Source organism: Gluconobacter sp. P1D12_c (genome assembly GCF_018812105.1).
GTDB lineage: Bacteria > Pseudomonadota > Alphaproteobacteria > Acetobacterales > Acetobacteraceae > Gluconobacter > Gluconobacter oxydans_A.
This window is the reverse complement of sequence record NZ_JACSIQ010000547.1, coordinates 1-425: the sequence shown is the minus strand read 5'-3', so window position 1 is coordinate 425 and position 425 is coordinate 1. Positions and strand designations below refer to the sequence as shown.

The following is a 425-nucleotide window of genomic DNA, read 5'->3' as shown; positions in this document are numbered from 1 at the left end:
TACCATATCCATAACAATCTCCGACCCTCAGTTTGTGGGGTACTGGAAACTTATTGTAGCAGATAGAAATCAATATTTGACTTGTCATAGTGTCCGACTATGACAATTACATTGTCGTCGGTCCTGCGGAGCTTCAAAGATACCAGTCTGCAAGCTCCTGAAAGGCGTCCTGATTAGCTTCGAAGTATTCGGAATCCGGAACCTCAATAGGAGGCTCATCAAGCTCTACGGGGTCTTGTAGACGCTCTATGTCGAGAACCTTTGACAGCATCCCATCTTCTAAGACGCTACCCCCACCTCTACCCATGTGAGATATCGTGTAAGTGTCAAGCATATATGCTTTTGCGGAATCATCCACCGCATTGATATCCCTGTTGCCAAGCTCCCACGAACCACGCAACGCAAACAGATTACGCCCCGTTAGA

At 47.1% G+C, this 425-nt stretch carries 1 protein-coding gene; it reads right to left on the bottom strand.

Annotated features, from left to right (window positions below):
- Window positions 1-133: 133 nt before the first annotated feature.
- Window positions 134-425 (bottom strand): hypothetical protein (locus KP705_RS18090; protein WP_215765296.1); only part of this gene is annotated, 292 nt, incomplete at its 5' end.